Genomic DNA, 16,566 nt, shown 5'->3' with positions numbered 1-16,566 from the left:
TATTCGGCGCCGCGGTGCGGATCCGCCTGCTGCGTCACGCCGGCCCACGCGCGAAGGAGGGCGGCCGATCGCGTTTCGCCGCGCCGAACCGCGATGGCCTCGCGCCCATCTCGAAGACGAGATCGCCGCCCAGGATCAGCTCGGAATGCGCGATCCAGTTCTTCGTCCAGGGCTTGCCGCGCCAGCGCACCGATTGGACGTACGGACGGTCGGGCCCGTTGCCATTGGCGCGCACGGTGAGGGTCCGGCCGTTGCCGACATCCACCTCGGCGATATCGAACAGCGGCGATCCGAAGACGTAGATCGCGCTGACCGGATCGACCGGATAGAAACCGACCGCGCTCAGCACGAACCAGGCGCTCATCTGGCCGCAATCGTCGTTGCCGATCACGCCGTCGGGATCGGCCTTGTACATCTCGGTCAGCAGCCGGCGGACCATCGCCTGTGTTTTCCACGGCGCGCCGCAATAAGCGTAGAGATAGGCGACATGCTGATCGGGTTCGTTGCCGTGAGCATATTGCCCGACCAGGCCGGAAATGTCGGGCGGCGCGTTCGCCGGCAAGGTCGATGGGCCATTGAACAGCGCGTCGAGCTTGCCCTCGAACACCGCATCCCCGCCGAAATGCTCGATCAGCCCATAAACGTCGTGCTGGTTGAGGAACGTCGCCTGCCAGCCATTGGCCTCGGTATAATCGCGCCACTTGGGCACGTCATGGCCGAGCTGGATCGGGTCGTATTTCTCCCACCAGGTGCCGTCGGAAAAGCGCGGGCGCGCAAAGCCGATGCTGGGATCGATGACGTTGCGATAATTGCGAGAGCGCTTGCGCAGGAGAACCGCATCCTCCGTCGCGCCGGCCGCTTGCGCCAAATGCGCCATTGCCCAGTCGTCATAGGCATATTCCTGCGTACGGCTGACCGATTCCCACACCTTGTCGGCGGGGATGTAGTTCAGGTCGTAATAATGGCCGCGGCCCAGCGAGCCGTCGGAATCCTTATAATCGCGATCGAAGGCACGGCGGCGGATATTGGGCCAGGCCGCGGCGTAATCGGCCTCGATCCCCTTGGCATGCGCCTCGGCAAGCACCGACACCGAATGCCAGCCGATCATGCAGCCGGTCTCCGATCCCTGGAGCGGCCAGACCGGCGGGCCGTAGGGGCTTTGCTGCGTCTGACGGATCAGGTCGCGAACCAGCAATTTCGCCTGATCGCGATTGATCAGCGTCAGCAGCGGGTGGACCGCACGATAGGTGTCCCATAGCGAATAAGCGCTGTACGCGCGCTCGCCCTGGGCGAGTTGATGCACCTGCCGGTCGAGCCCGACATATCGCCCGTCGCGATCAGCGAATAAGGTCGGCGCAAGCTGCGTGTGATAGAGCGCGCTCGCCATGATCGTCCGTTGCGCCTCGGTGCCGCCCGAGACACGCACCCGGTTGAGCGCAGTGGCCCACGCGGATCGAGCAGCGGCATGGGCAGCATCGAAATCCCAGCCGGGAATTTCCGCCGCCAGCGCGTCGCGCGCACCCTTGACGTCGACGCCCGACAGGCCGGTCTTGATCAGGATCGGATCGCCGCCGGCATCGTCGAAAAACAGCGCGACCTTGAGCTTTTCCCCCGCGACATTCATCGCGTCCTTGGCGGCGGGCGCATCGACATCGCCGAAAAACTGTACCCGGTCCGGCTTGCGCGACAGCCGCATCGCGAAATGGATATGCCGCCCTTTTGCCCAACGGTTGACCGTCCGGCTGCCGGTCAGCGTCCCGTCGGAATCCACTGCCAGCGAGGCGTTCTCGATCAGGCCTCCCTTGTCCGACGTGTCGAGCATCGCATGGGCGAAATCGATCAGGATATGCGCCGGGCCGCTGGGGAAGCGATAGCGGTGGAGGCCGCAGCGGTCCGTGACGGTCAGCTCTGCCTGGACGCCCGATTCGAGCCGAACGCGATAATAACCGGGCTCGGCGAATTCGTCGGAGAAACGCTGCCGATAGCCCTTGTCGGGATCGCCGACCGGCCCCGGCTCGAGCATCAGCGGCTGGCGCGTCGGCACCACCAATATGTCGAGCATGTCGCCGATGCCGGTGCCCGACAGATGGGTGTGGCTGAACCCCATGATGGAGCGGTCATCGCGGTGATAGCCCGAACACGCGTCCCAGCCGATATTGTTGGTGTCAGGGCCTAGCTGCGCCATGCCGTAAGGCAGCGACGGCCCGGGGAAGGTGTGGCCGTGTCCGCCCGTACCGACGAACAGGTCAGCCTTGGCGGCAACCGGCGGCGCGGCCCAGGTTATGCCGGGCATCGCATTGCCGAGCGCGGCGAGACCGGCGCCGGCGAGCAATTGGCGGCGGCTGGCGGTAATCATTATTCTTTCCTCCCGGATTGGTCAGATGCGGCCGGCGAGGATCGCCGGCTTGCGCTGGGCGAGCTCGACGATCAGTTGACCGAACAGGGCGTTGGCCCAGGCGAACCATGACCGCGTGAACTTCGCCGGACGATCCTTGTCGAAGGATTCGTGCATGAACCCGGTGCCGCCATGCGTCGCCTTCAGCCAGCGCAGGCATTGGACGATCGTCGCTGGGTCGTCAGCGTTCATCGCATGGGTGATGATCGACATCGGCCAGATCTGGTCGAGCCCGACATGCGGGCCGCCGATCCCCTCGGCCGCCTTGCCCCGGAAGAAATAGGGGTTGCGCGGACTCCAGGCGAGCGCCGCGGTGCGCCTGAACAACGGATCGTCGCGCTTGGCTGCTTCGATCAGGGCAAGGCCCGACAGGCTGGGGACGTTGGCGTCGTCCATGAACAGCCAGTTGCCGAACCCGTCAATCTCATAGGCCCAGACCCGGCCGCCCCGCCCGTCCGGGACCAGCGCATGGGCTTTCAACGCCGCCTCGACTTCGGCCGCCAGCGTCTCGCATTCCCGCGCCGCCGCGACGTCGTTGCGCGCCTGACGATGGACTGCCGCCAGTTGGCGGAGCGCCGACACCGCGAACAGGTTCGAGGGGATCAGGAAAGGATAGACGCACGCATCGTCCGACGGCCGGAACATCGAATGGATCAGGCCGATCTTCCTGGTCGGCGCGCCATAGCCGTCGAGGATCAGCGAGTCGGTCGGCTGGGCCGCGGTCCGCTGAAAATGATACGGCCCCGGCCCGCTCTTGCGCTGCTGCACACGGAAGGTCGCAACCGCGAGCTTCATCGCGCGCGCCCAGCTATCGTCGAACGGCGCCTTGTCGCGCGTCGCCGTCCAATAAGCGTGGCTGAGCCGCATCGGATAGCAAAGCGAGTCGATCTCCCATTTCCGCTCGGCGACGCCCGGCTTCATGTCGGTCTTGTCCGATTGCGACCACTCGAGATCGCTCTTGGCCGACGGGTCCTGCATGAACGCATTGGCATAGGGATCGATCAGGATGCAGCGCGCCTGGCGCTGGATCAGGCCGTGGAACAGCCGCCGCAACGCCGGGTCGCGCGGCGCGAGATGGACATAGGCCTGGACCTGCGCCGAACTGTCGCGCAGCCACATCGCCTTGATGTCGCCGGTGATGACGAAGGTGTCAGGCTTGCCGTCGACCATCCCGGTTTCGACCGTGGTGTCGAGCGTGTTGGGATAGCAATTCTCGAACATCCAGGCGAGTTCGGGATCGGCGATGCCGGCCTTCACCCGCGCGATCTCCGCCTCGACGGCGGGACTGGTGAACAGCCGCCGGGCGACCGGGGGACGCTTGCTGGCGAAGGACGCCGCGCGCGCGGCCATTGGCAGTGCCGCGTTGAGCGCGATGGCGCCGGCTCCGGCCATGATGTGGCGTCGATTGGGGGTCAGCGTCTTTCTCCGGGTCACTTGGCGGGTGCGCTCATCGAGAAGGGCGCGGCCGCCTTGGTGCTCGCCCATTGCTTGTTCGGCGTCGGGCCCATCACGAACCGCAACGTTCCGCCCTGCGCCAGCGCATCGCGGGTAAGATAGGCTGCGTCGTGCGGCGCGCCGTTGAGCGTCACCGACTGGATATAGACATTGTCGGGACCGTTATTCTCGGCCTCGATCGTCAGCGTCTTGCCGCTCGGCAGGGCCAAGGTGACCTTCCGGAACAGCGGGCTGCCGATCGCATATTGGCCGACCGTCGGCGTCACCGGATAGAAACCGAGCGCGGACCAGACATACCAGGCCGAGGTCTGGCCGTTATCTTCGTCGCCCGGATAGCCGTCGGGAGTCGCCGAATAGAGCCGCTTCATGACATCGCGGACGTGATATTGCGCTTTCCACGGCGCGCCGGCCCAATCGTAGAGATAGATCATGTGCTGGATCGGCTGATTGCCATGGGCATATTGACCCATGTTGACGATCTGCATCTCGCGCGTTTCGTGGATCACCGTGTCGTAATAGCTGTCGTCGAAGATCGGCGGCGCGGTGAAGATGCCGTCGAGCCGATCGACGAACTTCTTGTCGCCGCCCATCAGGTCGATCAGGCCCTGCGTGTCCTGCATCACTGCCCAGGTGTAGTGCAGCGCATTCCCCTCGGTGAAGGCATCGCCCCATTTGTACGGGTTGAACGGAGTCTCCCACGACCCGTCCTTGTTGCGCCCGCGCATCCAGCCGGTCTGCGGATCGTAGAGCTTGCGGTAATTCTGCGCGCGCTCGGCATAGAGTTTCGCATCGTCGGTCTTGCCGAGCGCCGCGGCAAACCGCGACAGCGAGAAATCGGCAGTCGCATATTCCAGCGTCCGCGCGGCATTTTCGTTGATGCCGACATCGTAGGGCACGTAGCCGAGCCGGTTGTAATATTCGACGCCCTCACGGCCGACCGCGCTGACGACATTCCCCTTCTTGTCGACCGGTCGGCCCGCGCTGGTCGTCGCGTTCTTGACCATCGCCTTGTACAACGTCTCGGTGTCGAAGCCTCGGACGCCATTGGCATAAGCGTCGGCGATGATGTTCGCCGAGTTCGATCCGATCATCACGTCGCGATAGCCGGGGCTTGCCCATTCGGGCAGCCAGCCGCCCTCTTTGACCGTGTTGACCAGGCCCTGCATCATCTCGCTGTCGCGCTCGGGATACATCATCGCGAAGAACGGGAAGACCGCGCGCCACGTGTCCCAGAAGCCGTTGTCGGTGTACATGAAGCCGGCATGGACCTTGCCGTCATAGGGACTGTAATGGACCGGCTTCCCCTTGGCATCGATCTCGTAGAACATCCGCGGGAATTGCAGCATGCGGTATAGCGCCGAGTAGAAAGTGCGGCGGTTGTCGAGATCGGCATCCTCGACCCGGACGCGTGCCAGCTGCGTCTCCCATGCCTGCTTCGCCTTGGCCTGGGTCTGATCGAAACCGTCCTTGCCGATCTCCGCGTCCAGATTGCGCGCCGCCTGTTCGGGGCTGATGAACGACGATGCGACCTTTACGCCGATCTGTTCGCCCGCCGCGGTCTTGAAGCTGACCACCGCGCCGACATGGCCGCCTTCGCGCGTCTTGGCGGCGGAGAGCTGGTAATTGTCGTCCCAGGTGCGGGTGACGGTGAAATCGTGGTCGAATTCGGCGACGAAGTAATTGTGGAAATTGTCGGGCACGCCGCCGCTATTGTTGCGGACATAGCCGGTGATCCGCCGATGTGCCGGATCAATCGTCACCATCGATCCGCCGTCCTGACCATCGATCAGGATGTGTGCGTCATCGCTCTTGGGAAAAGTGAAACGGAACTGCGCCGCGCGCGCGGTCGGCGTGACCTCGGCGGTGACGTCGTAATCGGCAAGATAGACCTTGTAGCCATAGGGGCGGGCCTCCTCGGCCTTGTGGCTGAACCAGCTGGCGCGATCCTCCTGCTCGATCTTGAGCGGTCCGGTCTCGGCAAACAGCGCGAGCGCAGCGTAATCGTTCATCCACGGGCTGGGCTGATGCGTCTGCTTGATGCCGTTGATCTTTTTCGAGGCATAGGTGTAGCCCCAGCCACTGCCCATCTTGCCGGTGACGGGCGTCCAGAAATTCATTCCCCACGGCACCGCGATCGCCGGATAGGTGTTGCCATAGGAGAGCGCGTGATCGCTGTCGGTGCCCATTAGCGGGTTGATCAGATCGACCAACGCGGGCTGCGGCGACGCAGCCTGCTGGGCGTATGCAGGCGTCGCCGCACCGATGATCGGCGACGACAACAAGGCCCCGGCGCTCAGCAAGGTCACGATGTTCCTGATCACGATCGGCGTCCCTTTTTGGTAGCGGCCGGCAGCGGCCGCGGCGCGATGCCTTCATTGGTCATGACGACCGGCTGGATGGTCCCGTCGGCGTTGAACGTCATGCGGTCGATCGCGAGTTGGCGGTGATCGCCATTATCGTCGCCGAGCGGCCGACGGTGATAGACGATGTACCAATCGTCGGTGCCCGGCACGTTGACGACCGAATGGTGCCCCGCCCCGCTGGCGATGCGGAAATCCTGCGCGAGGATAGTACCCATCGGCTTGAACGGACCGAGCGGGCTTTTGCCGGTCGCATAGGCGACGCGATAATCGGGGCCGGTCCAGCCGCCCTCCGACCACATCAGATAATAGATCCCCTTGCGCTTGATCACGAAGGAACCCTCGACATAGCCGGGCGGGGTGATTTCCTTCCATGTCGAACCGTCCGGATAGGGTTCCACCGACTTCAGATCGGGGCTCAGCCGGACGACGTTACAATGGCCCCAGCCGCCATAATAGAGGTAGGTCCGACCATCGTCGTCGCGATAGACGAACGGATCGATCGGCTGCGCGCCATTGTGGAAGGCCGGCACCAGCGGATGACCGATCGCATCGCGAAATGGCCCGCCTGGACTGTCGGACACCGCCAGGCCGATGCCGCCGGTTTCATTGTCGCTCTGAATGTCGTTGGCGCCGAAGAAGAGGTAATATTTGCCGTCGCGCTCGATCGCCGACGGCGCCCAGACCGCATAGGCTGCCCATTTGATGCTGGCGACGTCGAGTACATGCCGGTGCCGGGTCCAATGGACGAGATCGGGGGAGGAAAAGGCGTCGAAAAACGTCTGCTTGAGATATTCGGGGCGAATCTTCGGCTTGGCGCGCTTCGCCCGTTGGGGGGCGGTGAACGGCGGCATGGCTTCGGGCTTGCCGCTGTCGTCCGAATAGGTCGGATAGATCCAATATTGCCCGGCGAAGATGCGGATCTCGGGATCGGCATACCAGCCCGGCACGATCGGGTTGGACGCGTACACGGGGGACGGGGCCGCCAGCGCAAGCCCCGCGGCGAGGCGCATTGCCATCCTTCGCATGCCGTCTCGGCCCCTTGGTTGGGACGGCGGCGGAGAGAGGCCGCCGTCCCGGTTACGATCGATCAGAACTTGTACGAAGCGCCGAGATAGAACCGGCGTCCGGTATATTTCGACGAATAATACCGCGCCGTGGTGTCGTTACCCAGATGCGACCTCTCCGTCTCCTTGGTGAGGTTGATTACGGCACCTGTGATCGTGAAATTATGGAACACCTCGAACGACGCATTGAGGTCGACCTGCTGATACGGATCGTCATAAACGTTGAGGCCCGATACCAAATCGCCCACCCGTTCGCCGCGCCGGTTGTACGATGCCCGCAGCAACACCGGGCCCTTTTCGTAGAATATCGAGGCGTTCCACTGCGTCTTGGCGCTGCCGACCAGCGGCGACGTGCCGATCTTCTTGCCGTCGAGCGAGACGTCGGCGACCGACGTGTGGTTGTAGGTGAAATTCACCTGCGCGCCGAGCCCGAACGACAAAGTGTGCTGCGCATAAACTTCGACGCCCTCCGACTTGGCGCTCGAGCCGTTCGCCTGCGTAGAATAGGACTGGACCAGCACGGTCTGCCCCTGCACCGTCTGGTTCAGGTCGAGCACCACCGGCACGACGAAGTCCTTCACGTCCTTGCGGAACGCGGCGACCCCGAGCACCGAACCGGGGTGGAAATACCATTCCGCGCCGATGTCGTAGGCCCAGGCCGAGAATGGCGAGAGATTGAAGTTGCCGCCGTCGCCCGACCAGCCCGCCCGCTCACCGAACTGCGCTCGGTCGAACGTATAGGCGTCCGAGCGGAAGGTCAGCGAGCGCGCAGAGGCAAGGTCATTATAGGCGGGACGCGCAACGACCTTGGAGACCGCGGCGCGAACCAGCAGGTTCGGCGTGACGTCCCACGAGATATTGAAGCTCGGCAGAACGTTCGTGTAGCTCTTCGACTCGCTGTTCGGGCTGTAGACGCGGACTTCGCGCTGGCTCTGCGGAATGACCTGGCAATTGCCGTCCGGGCCGATCGGCCGGTTGGGATCGAACGGGCCGCCGGGGCCGTCGACGCAATAATCCTTCTCGAAATACAGCGTATCGGTCGACGTGCCCGACTGTTTCGTGTTCACCACGCGCACGCCGATATTGCCGCGGATCGGTCCCGACTTGAAGTTCAGCTGGGCATAGCCGGCCCAAATCTTCTCCCCGATCCTGTAGAGATTCTGCGGCTGCGGCACCTTCACGGCCGGCCCATAGGTCGTGTTGAGGTAGTTCAGGTAGTTGACCATGTTGATCGCCGGGTAGGACGACGCCGTGAACCCGCCGGGGATATTGGTGATCGGATTGCTGTAGAAGAAGGACGGCTGCGCCACCGCGCCCTGCGGCGTGTCCTGGAAGCGCAGCAACGTGGCCGGATCGGCGTACCAGTCCAGCTCGCCCCTTGAGCGCTGGACGCGGCCGTCCCGCCACTTGCCGCCGACCTGGATCGAACTGATGAAGGAATCATCGAAGCTGCGCGTCACGTCGATCTGGGCATAGCGCTGCTCGATGCTGCTGTTGGTGTAGCCCGATCCGGTCGACCCGGTATCGACCTGGGCGATGCCGGCCAAGAGGTTCTTCTGCACATCGGGCGAGAAGGTCATGCCCAGGTCGCCGCTACTGAAGTCCCAGGTGCTCAGAAAGTTGCCGTTCTGGGTGACGGCACCGGTCAGGCGGGGCTTCACCGCGACTTTCATTTGCTGGTATGGGCCGCCGGTCGACTTGGTCTTGCCGACCGCGAACGACACGGCGAGATGGCCGAGATTCCAGTCGCCATGCAGGTCGTAGGTGTTCGAGATCTGCTTCTCGCGCTGGTAGATGCCCGAAAGCTGCGGCGTTTCCATCGTACAGATCGGGGTGTTGGCCGAGCAGCCCTGGCCGGCCGGCGGTACCTCAAAGGTCGCCGATTCCATGACCGTGCCGCTCTTGTCGAACTTCGCCCCAGTGAAGAAGTTGCCATAGCCCCATTCGGGGATCTTCAGGACGTTGTCCTCTTGCGTGCGATTGAGCTGGAAGCGGAAATAATTGAAGGTCAGGCGTAGATTGTCGAACGGCTTCACGTCGACCGTCGCCTGGATGCCGATGCGTTCGCGCCTGTCGGTGGTGATCTGCTCGTCAACCGACTGCGGCGCCCAATAGCCGTTATAATGCTGGCCCGACCGCGTAGTCGGGGCCTTGTCCTCCGACCAATAGGTAATCGCGTCCTGGTTGGGGAGCACGTTGCCGTTGACGTCGGTCGCCGGTTTGCCGTTGCGGCCACCATCGGTCCACCATTGCCAGCTCTCGGTCGACCCATCCATCTCGCGGTTGGTGCGCTTCTGCCAGCTACCGCCGACCAGCAGGCCGATCGTGCCGGCGTCGTTGCGCCACGAAATCTGACCGGTGAGCTGCGGCTCGACCTTCTTGGTGACGTCCGAGTCCGTACCCTCGGCCGAGACGAAGCCCGACCATGGCTTGAGATCGAGCGGCCGGCGCGTGCGCAGGATGACGGTGCCGCCGACCCCGCCTTCGTCGAGCCGCGCTTCGGGCGACTTGTAGACCTCGACGCTGCCGATCATGCTCGACGGCAGCAGCAGATAGTTGAACGACCGCGACGGATCGCCACTGTCGGTACCGGCGATGAAATTGCCGTTGAGCTCGGTCAGCGTCAGGTCGGAATTCAAGCCGCGAATGCTGACCCGCGAGCCCTCGCCGCCGTCGCGCGAAATGATGACGCCCGGCACGCGCTGCAGCGCGTCTGCGACGTTCTTATCGGGGAACTTGCCGACGTCCTCGGCAGTGATGACGTCGATAAAGGCGTTCGCCTCGCGCTTGGTGCGAAGGCTGGCTTCGATCGACTGGCGATATCCGGTGATGGTGATTTCGCCGGCCGAGTCGGCAGCCTGGGGGTCGGCGGGTTGCGCGCTAGCGTCGGGCGTAGGGGGTGTGGCTGGCGCGGTCTGCGCCTGCGCCATGCCGGAGAAACCGATTGCCGCGCTGGCGGTCAGCATGAGGTCGCGAATCAGCTTGGCCCGCGACCGGGTGCACGCTGTGCCCAGGCCGAGATCGATGTGACGAATGCTCATATGGATCTTCCCTCTCCATGAATGAGGGCGTTATCGCCCTCCGTTTCTTGTTTTCGTTCGGCGCTGCGGCGGGGCTCGAAGCCCGTCCACCAACCGTCGCGCCGCAATTCAGAATATAAAAAGCAATTTGTCAATTAAATTGTCCGGCGCGATTTCTTCCGCTCGGGCGCGGCTCGCCCTTGACCGCAAATGCGCGTTTTTATCTCATGGATTCAGTATATTATCGCTCGCTCGACAATGTCCGGAGCGGCGCGGCGATCGCCGCCAAGGCTTCCGGGGAGGCCTTGGCGCGCGCGCGATCATAGGTCAGCAGGCCGTTGATCTCATCCTCGACATCGGTCGTCTGAGTGTAGACCGAGGCGCTCAGTCCATCCTCGCGCGCCGCGCGGATGACGCCGGCCATCTTGCGGCGGAAACGGGCGAGATAATCCTCCTCGCCGGTCGCCACCTGATAGCCCCAATTCTTCTTGCCCGGCCGCCAGATATGGCCCGTGACCGGCATGCCGATGCCGCCATATTCGCCGATCACGATCGCGCGAGTCGATTGACGCGTCGGCGTATTGGGCACGTCCTCATAGGTGTGGATGTCGAACACGTCCGAGGCGCCGGGCGCGACGTCGAGCCAGCCGCTATCGGCATTGACCAGCCGGCTGGGATCCATGCCCTTGACGTAGCGGGCCAGGGTCGCGGAATCGTACTGCCCCCAACCCTCATTGTTGACCACCCACATCACGATCGAAGGAAAGGCGCGCAGATCGCCGATCATCGCGGCGAGTTCGTTCTGGTTCTCGGCCATCGCATCCGACGACAGCACCGCCTGGCTTTTGCTGGTGCCGGTGACGAACTGGTCCTCGCCGCCGCCGGACGGCATATCCTGCCAAATCAGGATGCCTAGGTGATCGGCGTCGTAATAATAGCGCGCCGGTTCGACCTTGATATGCTTGCGCAGCATGTTGAAGCCGGCCTTCTTGAGGAAGACCAGGTCGCTCTTCATCGCCTCTTCGGAAGGCGCAGTGTAGAGACCGTCGGGCCACCAGCCCTGGTCGAGCGTGCCGTTCTGAAAGAGCGGCTTGTTGTTGAGCAGGACCGCCGGCTGACCCGCGACCCGTCCCGGGCCGATCGAGATCTTGCGCATCGCGAAATAGGTGTCGACCGTGTCACGCGGTACTCCGGCGATGCGCGCAGCGGCATAGGTTCGATCCTCGCCCTGAGTAAAGCGAGCGTCATAGGCCTTGCGATCGCGCTCATCCTGCCCGGCATAGGGATCAGCGACCGTCACGAGTTCGGCCTTCAGGTCGTAGAGATAGGGATCGTCCGGCGACCACAAGCGCGCATTGGGAACGGCGAGCGTCGCGCGGCGATTGGCACGGATGATTGTCGAGGCGATCACCTTTCCGCCCGCGCTCGCGGTCAGCTTTACCGCATCGGTGTCGCTCGCCCAGCCGCTCAAGGCGACGGCGATATCAACGACTCCGCGGTCGATGTCGGGCGTCGCGCGCACGTCATCGATATGGAGTTTAGGCACCGGCTCGAGCCACACCGTCTGCCAGATGCCGCTGACCGCGGTGTACCAGATGCCCGAGGGGTCGAGGATCTGCTTGCCGCGTGGTTGCGTGCCGGCGCTGGTCGGATCCGCGACTTGCACCACCAGCTCGTTCCGGCCCGGCTTCAGATAGTCGGTGATGTCGAAACCGAACGTGTCGAAGCCGCCCTTGTGCGACCCGACGACGGCGCCATTGACCCAGATCGTCGCGGCGAAGTCGACCGCGCCGAAATTGAGCATGACGTGCTCGCCGGCCCAATCCTGCGGCACGGTGAAGCTGCGGCGATACCAGATGCGGTCGTCGGGCGTGACCTTGCGGGCGACGCGGGACAGTTTCGATTCGACCGGATAGGGCACCAGGATCTGGCCATCCATCCGCATCGGCTGCGCCGCCGTATCCTTGGCGATCGCATAGTCCCACAGGCCGTTGAGATTGAGCCAGCGATCGCGTTTCAGTTGCGGCCGGGGATAGCTGCGCCAGGCGTTATCGGGGGTTACCTCCCTGCCCCATCGGGTCATCAGGTCGCTGGTATAGACGCTATCGCCCGTCGGCGCGGCCTGCGCCGCGGCGTCGATCGCGCTCATCGCCAGGACCATCGAGGCGATTGCTCCGATCAGCGTGCGCATGGCGTTTCTCCTCGAGCGTTGGGCCATTGGTCGGCGATCTAGAATGGTGAGCCCAGGGCATGCGGGCTGGCGCAGCCCTGGGCTCTTGCCTCCGTCGAGGGGGGAGGGGAACGGAGGCAAAGGGGATGGCGGGTCAGGGCATCGGCGACATGGATGGCGGCGCGTCGGCCGGCGCCGCGCCCCAATTCTTGTTCGGCGTTGGGCCCATGGTCAGCACCAGCCGGGCGCCGTTCTTGATATCGTCATGGCTGAACCATGGCCTGGTCCAGGGCCGACCGTTGAGCGTTGCCGACTGGATGTAGATGTTCGCGGCGGAGTTGTTCCGGGCCTCGACCTCCAGGGTCTTGCCGTTGCCCATCTGCAGCTTGACGTCGTCGAAGATCGGACTGCCGATGATGTAATTCTGGCTCGACGGATCGACCGGATAGAATCCCATCGCGCTCAGCACGTACCAGGACGATGTCGCGCCCTGATCGTCCATTCCGGGATAGCCATAGCCGGAGGCGTCGCTGCCATACATTTCGGCGAGGATCCGGCGGGTCAGCGCCTGCGTCTTCCACGGCTGGCCGCCCCAATCGTAATAATAAGCGGCCTGCTGGTCGGGTTGGTTGCCCTGGACATATTGGCCGATCAGCCCGGTACAGTCGCGGCAAATCCCCTTGGGATTATAGGGCGTCGAAAAGAACCGATCGAGCTTGGCGGTGAACGCCTGGCGCCCGCCGAGCAACCTGGCCAGCCCGCTGACGTCATGCGGCACCAGCCACAAGGTCGACCAGCCCGACGCTTCCTTCATCATGAAATTGTAATAGGGCTCGCCGGGATCGAACGGCGCGATCCACTTGCCGTCCGCGGTCCGCCCGCGAACGAAACCGACCGACTTGTCGAACACGTTAGCGTAATTGTGCGCGCGCTTCAGGAACAGGGCGTAATCGTCCATCTTCCCGAGCCGCCTGGCGAATTGCGCCATCGCGAAATCGTCCCAGGCATATTCGAGCGTCGTCGCCGCACCCGCTTTGCCGCCGGCATAAGGCGGGCTCGGATTGCCGTCGGGGACTATGTCCGCGATCCAGCCGTTCTTGTCATATTCGGCGAGATAGTGGCGCGGACCGGCGGGATCGGTCGCGTTCTTGCGGAGATATTCGTAGACCGCCGGATAGTCGAACGGGATGCCGCGCTCCCACGCTCCCAAATACATGAACACTGCATTGTCGCCGTGGAACGACGTGTTCATGAAGCCCTGCTCGCGCGCCATGTCGAGCTCGGACTGCATGACATTGCGCATCGTCTCCGGCTCCATCAATTCGAGCAGGACGATCTGGTTGCGGCCGGTATCCCAGAACGGCACCGGACTGTAGCGATCGTGCGTCGCGGTTTGCACCTTGCCGTTGGTGTCGGTGAACTTCTCTCCCTTGGCGGCAACCAGGCGCGGGCTGGCGAACGACTGGAACAAGGTCGAATAGAACAGCATCCGCTGCTTGGGCGTCCCGCCGGTCACTTGGACGCGATCGAGCAGCTTCGACCAGGCACCGCGCGCCGCGGTGCGAACGCCATCGAAATTCCAACCGGGCAATTCGTCGCGCAGACGCTGTTCGGCCTGGGCATAGCTGGTGCCGTGCGCGATCTTCATCAGCACCGTCTCGCCGGCCTTGGTGCGAAAGGTGACGTAGCTGCCGGCAAAACTGCCGGAAATCTTGCGCTGGTCGGGCTCGACCCTTTTGTCGCCGATCCCCCAGCCCCTGGCGTCGCCGGGCGCCTTGCTGAACGTCCCCAGGCTGGCGAACGGCTTCGAGAATATGGCGACGAAATAGGCGCCGTCCGCGCCGCCACTATCCTTCGACACGCCCCGCACCATCTGGTTGCCGACGATTTCGACGTCGCCGCCATGCTCCGGAAAGTTGATCAGCACGTTCGACCGATCGCTTTGCGGGAAGGTGAACCGCATCAGGCTCGCCCATTGCGTGGCGGTCAGTTCGGCCGTCGTCCGGAACGTGTCGAGATAGACCGAATAATAGCCCGGCGACGCGATCTCGCGCGACTTGTCGTAATAGGATTGCGAATAGGCCGGAGGCACCGACCAGTCGCCGACCACCGGCATGATGATCGGCTCCGCGCGGCCGCCATAGGAAGAGCCCCCGCCACCGGAAAATCCGATCATCGTCGGATTGGTGTAATAATAGGGGACCTCGACGCCGTTCGGATAGGTCAGCGCGATATTGTTATTGATCGGCGCCGCCTCGACCGAACTGTGCGGCAGGCGAGCACCCGGCGAGGTCTGGCCCGAATAAACCGGCTCTCCCGGCGGCGGCGCATTGCCGATCAAATCGGGTCTATCGAGCGGTGCCGTGCCCACCAGCGGATTGGCCTCGTCAACCGGGGCTTCGGCGGGAGCCGTCTGCGCGCTGACGACCGCCGCCGCAGACAATGCGATCGATATGCTCAGAGTTAATAGCAACAGGCGGGCGCTACGACGCCGCCCATCCGGCCATGCAAGCGTTTGGCGGATACCCACGGTACCTCCCCTGATTCTCGGAGCTATTGCTGCCCCCTTGGCGACCACCCCATTGGTCCTGTTTCCAATGGCGTCGAGCGGCACCGTCGATTAAATTAAACATTTTGTCAATTGAATTAGCGCGGCCAAAAAAACTTGCCTGTGACTGACGTTGTCGGTCCGAGAAGTCGGGATGGATCGACGCTGTTTCGCGTCGATAGGGCTCAGCGCGCCGGCTGAATCGCTCGGCCGTTGACGTTGCTGGTTGCCGGCACTTTCCACAATGCGCCGGGCTTAGGCAGCAGGAAATGGCTGAACGGCAGGATCGCCGCCCCGACCGCCGGCGCGTCGTCCGACAAGGCAGCGCGCGCCACCGGAGCGATCACCGGCACGTTCGTCGCCTGCTCGCGCAGCAGGTCGTGCGCGCGCGCCGCCAGACGCTCGACGATCGCGCTCGGCAGCCGCCCCCCGACCAGCACGACGCCGGGGTTGATCAGACAATTCACCGCTTCGAGCGGGACATAGAGCTGCTCGGCTGCCTGGCCGATCCATTCATCGACGCACTTCTCGGCTGCCGGCGACAGGTGAGCCACGCCCATCACGTCGGCGAGGCTCAACCCGTCACGCTCGAGCTGCCCGGCCAGGCCCGACAGCGATACGAGGTTCTGGATCTGATCGCGCGGGCCGGTGCCGGGCGCGTGCATGAAGCCCAGCTCTCCGCTGCGGCCATCGACGCCGCGGAAATAGGCACCATCGATGACGAGGCCGCCGCCCAGGCCCGACGAGATCAGGATATAAAAGAAGGTGCCGTGCTTCTGCCCAAGGCCCAGCTGCATTTCGCCCATCGCGGCGGCCGCGGCATCGTTCTCGACGAACACGGGCAACGAGAAGGGTTTGTCGAACAGATCGCTCATGTCGATCTTGTCCCATTTGGCATAAGCAGCGGGACGCCCCGGCAGATCGACCAGACCGAGATCGTCAGGGACAGCCACGCCCAGGCCGACCAGACTCGACTCCTTGACCCCCGCCGATCGCATCATCTCCTTGATCGACCGCCGATAGAGCGAGCGGACATGATCGGGCAGCGCGAAATTCACTTCCTCCGACACGCGGGCCAAGGTCTCGCCGGCGAAATTGACCAGCACGATGGTGATATGGTCGCGATCGATATTGACGCCGATCGAGTGGCAGGCATCGCGATTGATGACGAGCTTGGTCGGCGGCTGGCCACGTCCACCGCGACGCTGGCCCGCCTCCTCGATCAAGCCATCCGCAAGCAGGCGCTTGGTAATGTTGGCAATGGCCGGCGCGGTCAGCCCGGTAATTGCGGCGAGTTCCACTCGGGTCAGCAAGCCGTTGATGCGGATCGCATGGAGAGTGACGCGCTGGTTGTGGTCGGCGGCGCGTTCCAGATTGGTGCCGGAGAGCCTGAGGCGGGTTGTCGGCTGGGTCATCCGTGCATCCTTATTACCCGAGCGCGGGCGATCCCCACTCCTTCTTGAATCACGCGGTGACAGACGATCATGAGCATAGTCATACGAATTAGCTGGCCGCGGTCGAGAACGCCAACGCGGAATATCCCCATAATGG

At 63.7% G+C, this 16,566-nt stretch carries 8 protein-coding genes; all 8 read right to left on the bottom strand.

Annotated features, from left to right (window positions below):
* Positions 1-34: 34 nt before the first annotated feature.
* Positions 35-2,356, bottom strand: a complete 2,322-nt coding sequence (locus tag SMA01S_RS06470; RefSeq protein ID WP_066819519.1) for a GH92 family glycosyl hydrolase — start codon at positions 2,354-2,356, stop codon at positions 35-37.
* 21 nt (positions 2,357-2,377) lie between these two features.
* Complete coding sequence (locus tag SMA01S_RS06465) at positions 2,378-3,787, bottom strand: glycoside hydrolase family 125 protein (protein ID WP_066819639.1); 1,410 nt, start codon at positions 3,785-3,787, stop codon at positions 2,378-2,380.
* Positions 3,788-3,825: 38 nt separating this feature from the next.
* Positions 3,826-6,117 carry a GH92 family glycosyl hydrolase gene (locus SMA01S_RS06460; protein ID WP_439654302.1) on the bottom strand — a complete coding sequence of 764 codons (2,292 nt, stop codon included), beginning with the start codon at positions 6,115-6,117 and terminating at the stop codon, positions 3,826-3,828.
* Positions 6,118-6,167: 50 nt separating this feature from the next.
* Positions 6,168-7,238: a glycoside hydrolase family 43 protein gene (locus tag SMA01S_RS06455; RefSeq protein WP_066819515.1), complete on the bottom strand. Its 1,071-nt coding sequence runs from the start codon at positions 7,236-7,238 to the stop codon at positions 6,168-6,170.
* 62 nt (positions 7,239-7,300) lie between these two features.
* On the bottom strand, positions 7,301-10,318 hold the full coding sequence (locus SMA01S_RS06450; protein WP_157093835.1) for a TonB-dependent receptor: 3,018 nt from the start codon (positions 10,316-10,318) through the stop codon (positions 7,301-7,303).
* A gap of 220 nt (positions 10,319-10,538) precedes the next feature.
* Positions 10,539-12,488 (bottom strand): glycoside hydrolase family 2 protein, encoded by a 1,950-nt coding sequence (locus tag SMA01S_RS06445; protein WP_218016847.1) that lies wholly within the window; start codon positions 12,486-12,488, stop codon positions 10,539-10,541.
* A gap of 133 nt (positions 12,489-12,621) precedes the next feature.
* On the bottom strand, positions 12,622-14,997 hold the full coding sequence (locus SMA01S_RS06440) for a GH92 family glycosyl hydrolase (protein ID WP_281179154.1): 2,376 nt from the start codon (positions 14,995-14,997) through the stop codon (positions 12,622-12,624).
* Between the two features lie 203 nt (positions 14,998-15,200).
* A complete protein-coding gene (locus SMA01S_RS06435) occupies positions 15,201-16,430 on the bottom strand; it encodes an ROK family transcriptional regulator (protein ID WP_066819514.1) in 1,230 nt (409 codons plus the stop codon).
* Between the last annotated feature and the right edge of the window lie 136 nt (positions 16,431-16,566).

The sequence above is a fragment of the Sphingomonas mali NBRC 15500 genome, from assembly GCF_001598415.1.
GTDB classification, from domain to species: Bacteria; Pseudomonadota; Alphaproteobacteria; order Sphingomonadales; family Sphingomonadaceae; genus Sphingomonas; species Sphingomonas mali.
Note: the sequence above shows the minus strand (reverse complement) of the source record. Positions and strands in the feature narration are given on the sequence as shown.